Source organism: Iodobacter sp. BJB302 (assembly GCF_002735645.1).
GTDB lineage: Bacteria > Pseudomonadota > Gammaproteobacteria > Burkholderiales > Chitinibacteraceae > Iodobacter.
The window spans coordinates 1-3,920 of sequence record NZ_PDZG01000136.1 but is presented as its reverse complement, the minus strand read 5'-3'; the positions used below and the strand labels follow the sequence as shown (position 1 = coordinate 3,920).

The 3,920-nt window shown below is 49.2% G+C and carries 3 protein-coding genes; all 3 read left to right on the top strand.

The window, feature by feature from the left end; all coding sequences use genetic code 11:
• Positions 1 to 169 precede the first annotated feature (169 nt).
• The 3 genes from CSQ88_RS21990 to acs all read left to right on the top strand — a co-directional run bounded on the left by CSQ88_RS21990 (position 170) and on the right by acs (position 3,577).
• Positions 170 to 487: a GNAT family N-acetyltransferase gene (locus CSQ88_RS21990; RefSeq protein ID WP_099400197.1), complete on the top strand. Its 318-nt coding sequence runs from the start codon at positions 170 to 172 to the stop codon at positions 485 to 487.
• Positions 488 to 572: 85 nt separating this feature from the next.
• On the top strand, positions 573 to 1,370 hold the full coding sequence (locus tag CSQ88_RS21985; protein WP_099400196.1) for a bifunctional 2-polyprenyl-6-hydroxyphenol methylase/3-demethylubiquinol 3-O-methyltransferase UbiG: 798 nt from the start codon (positions 573 to 575) through the stop codon (positions 1,368 to 1,370).
• A 236-nt stretch (positions 1,371 to 1,606) separates the two neighbouring features.
• On the top strand, positions 1,607 to 3,577 hold the full coding sequence (acs, locus tag CSQ88_RS21980; RefSeq protein WP_099400195.1) for an acetate--CoA ligase: 1,971 nt from the start codon (positions 1,607 to 1,609) through the stop codon (positions 3,575 to 3,577).
• Positions 3,578 to 3,920: the final 343 nt, after the last annotated feature.

Below are 3,920 nucleotides of genomic sequence, written 5' to 3'. Positions count from 1 at the left end.
GCGACAGCCCCTTTTGCATCTGGATTGGGTTGATTGCCATGACGACCACTCCACAAAAGAACGTTCGTTCACCTTAGGCCTTTTAAGTGGTTTGAGCAAGGAGATTGAGCAAGAGACATAATCAGGTGATTTTTTATCTGAAGACGATATTCAATTTTATAAATCAAAAATGCTGAGTGATTTTTTCCCGGTAGTCTCATTGCAATGCGCCAAAGATAATCAGGAAAAAATAACTGGTTTTATTGGCTTGGGCGAAGGCAATATAGATATGTTATTTATCGCCCCCGAGCACAGAGGGCTGGGAATCGGCAGTATGCTTTTAAGCCATGCCGTTACTCATCATCAGGCAAGCAAAGTGGATGTGAATGAGCAAAACACCCAGGCGATTCGTTTTTATGAGCGCATGGGTTTTAAAATCATCAGTCGCTCTGAGCTTGATGGCATGGACAAGCCATTTCCTATTTTGCATATGCAACATAGAAACTAAAACTGGTTCAGTATGAAAAAATATGGAAAATCAAAAATTTGTATCCGATACAAACTTTAAACCCTTCCAAAAAATTTAAAGAAAAATGATGACAGAAGAAACAAACTACACAGAAGTCAATCGGGCGATGTGGAATTTAACTGCCGAAATAAATAAGAAAGAAGGTTTTAGCGAGCTGCTTAGCGCCATAAAAAACCCAGAATTCTCAAGTTTTGATGCGGTAGAAAAAGAGCTGTTTACCCGGTTTCCACTCAATGGCAAAGACGTACTGCAAATTGGCTGCAATAGCGGCCAGGAGCTATGCAGCATCAAACGCGCCGGTGCTGGCCGCTGCGTGGGGATTGATATTTCTGATCAATTTATTGAGCAGGCAAAAGAATTGGCTGCCTATGCAGAGCTGGATATCGAATTTATTTGCAGCGACGTTTTTGCACTAGAAAATCAATACCAGCGCTCTTTTGATCTGGTATATATCACCGTTGGGGTATTGGGCTGGATGCCCGATTTACCGCGTTTATTGGCATTGATTCATTCTTGGCTAAAGCCAAATGGGCAGTTATTTATTTATGAGCAGCATCCTATTTTGGATATGTTTAATCCCATTCCTCCTCACGCAATGGACAGCTCTTATTTCCGTAAAGCGCCATTTATTGATGAAATGCTGCCTGAATATATTGATACCGAAGGCACAGGCAGCGCACCCTCGTATTGGTTTCCACACACCCTCTCCGATATTATTGGCGGCTGCCTGCAGCAGGGTTTGCAATTGCGCCACTTTGCAGAATACCCAAATGAAATATCAGTAACCTACGCCGCATTAGAGCAAAACGAAGCCCGCTTGCCGCTCAGCTACAGCCTGATTGCAGAGCGGGCAGAGCAGTAAATACAGATGCTTGTTAGCTCACAATCAAATCCCGCAGGAGTAGCTTCAGCCACACTTTTAACAAGGCTTTCGCAGCTGAAGCCACGCCAGCGAAAATCAGCCTGCCACGCAAAAACCCTCACATCAGTCTTTCTGATTCACCCCATCAAAAAACACGATTGGCCTTGCGACAGCCCCCACTGATACTCTGGGTTTGATCCGATTTATCTGACTATCTCTGCAAGAAGGAAGCCTATATGAGCAGCATTGATTCCGTACTTAAGGAAACCCGTCTGTTTCCACCTTCCGACGATTTCCGTACTAAAGCAAATGTATCCGGCATGGAGGGCTATCACACCCTTTGCGAGAAAGCCAATAGCGATTATCAAGGCTTTTGGGGCGATCTGGGCCGCGAGTTAGTCAGCTGGCGCAAGCCTTTTACCAAGGTATTAAACGAATCGAATGCACCATTCTTCAAGTGGTTTGAAGACGGTGAAATGAATGTGTCTTACAACTGCCTCGACCGTCATCTTGAAAGCAAAGCGAATAAAGTAGCGATTATTTTTGAAGCAGACGATGGCTCAGTCTCCCGCGTAACTTACCGCGAGCTGTATCACCGCGTTTGCCAGTTTGCCAATGGGCTGAAGAGCCTTGGCGTGGTGAAGGGTGATCGCGTGGTGATCTATATGCCGCACACCGTTGAAGCCATTATCGCCATGCAGGCCTGCGCCCGTATCGGCGCAATTCACTCGGTAGTATTCGGCGGCTTCTCTGCGGGCGCGCTGCGTGATCGCATCCAGGATGCTGCGGCCAAGATTGTGATTACCGCTAATGAATCGGTACGCGGCGGCAAAGCCACGCCACTGAAAGCCATGACAGACGAAGCGCTGGGCATTGGCAACTGCGAATCCGTCGAAAAAGTGATTGTGTTCCAGCGCACCGGCACCAAGCCGGATCACTGGAGCGAAAGCAATAATGTGTGGTGGCATCAGCTGGTTAAAGGCCTGCCTGATGTATGCGAGCCAGAATGGATGAATGCCGAAGATCCGCTGTTTGTGCTCTATACCTCCGGCTCCACAGGTAAGCCTAAGGGCATTCAGCATTCCAGCGCGGGCTACTTCCTTGGTACACAAGTATCGATGAAATGGGTGTTCGATTACAAAGAAGACGATGTGTACTGGTGCACGGCCGACGTGGGCTGGATTACCGGCCACAGCTATATTGCTTACGGCCCGCTGGGCATCGGCGCCACGCAAGTGGTGTTTGAAGGCGTGCCAACCTATCCGGATGCTGGCCGCTTCTGGGCGATGATTGAAAAACATCAGGTCACCACCTTTTACACCGCGCCTACCGCGATTCGCTCCCTGATTAAGCTGGGTGGCGAGCTGCCTAAACAATACGATTTATCCAGCCTGCGCCTCTTGGGCACAGTGGGTGAGCCGATTAATCCTGATGCGTGGATGTGGTATCACGAGACCATCGGTGGCGGCCGTTGCCCGATTGTAGACACTTGGTGGCAGACCGAAACCGGCTCCAATATGGTGGCCCCATTGCCAGGTGCAGTGGCCACCAAACCAGGCTCTTGCACTCTGCCACTGCCGGGTATTATGACGGCGATTGTGGACGAATCCGGCGCGCCGGTAGAGCCTGGCAAAGGCGGGTCCTTGGTGATTACCCGCCCGTTCCCATCTTTGGTACGCACCATTTATAACGATGCCGCACGCTTTAAGAGCACTTACTTCCCGGAAGAATTTAACGGCAAGTTTTACCTCGCTGGTGATTCGGCGCATTACGACGAGCACGGCTATATCTGGATTATGGGCCGCATCGACGACGTGCTAAACGTTTCTGGCCACCGCCTTGGCACCATGGAAATTGAATCGGCTCTGGCCGCTAATCCGCTGGTTGCAGAAGCCGCAGTGGTAGGTAAGCCGCATGATATCAAGGGCGAATCCGTTGTGGCCTTTGTGGTGCTCAAGGGTGATCGCCCTGAAGGCGAGGCAGGTAAAGCCGTAGCCAAGCAGCTGCGCGAATGGGTAGCACACGAGATCGGCAAAATTGCTCAGCCGGATGAAATCCGCTTTGGCGACAATCTGCCTAAAACACGCTCAGGCAAAATCATGCGCCGCCTGCTCAGAAATATCGCCAAGGGTGAAGAAATCACTCAGGATATTTCTACGCTAGAAAACCCGGCAATCCTAGAACAACTGCGCCACAGCGCGCTGTAAACGGCGAGCACTTATAAAAACCGCTTACTAAGAACTGCGTCACGGCAGCTTTTAAGGCCCCGAATCTGATTCGGGGCCTTTTTTTTAAGCAAAAACAGATGGCTACTTGCGAGCCCTAATCCCATTTAGATTCTAAGGAGACCATAAGCGCTGCGCATTGCACCAGCAATCGAAAACAGATCAATCAACAGCAAGCTCAAAGCATGGTTACTTACACCCGGTAATTGTCAAGATAGTTGAGATGTTTTTACGATTTAAGCGACCTGTAATTCCTCGCTTGTTTTAGGCTCAATAGCCCGGTCGGGGTTCAATTGCACTTCATCTTGCCAGCTCCAGTTCCGAG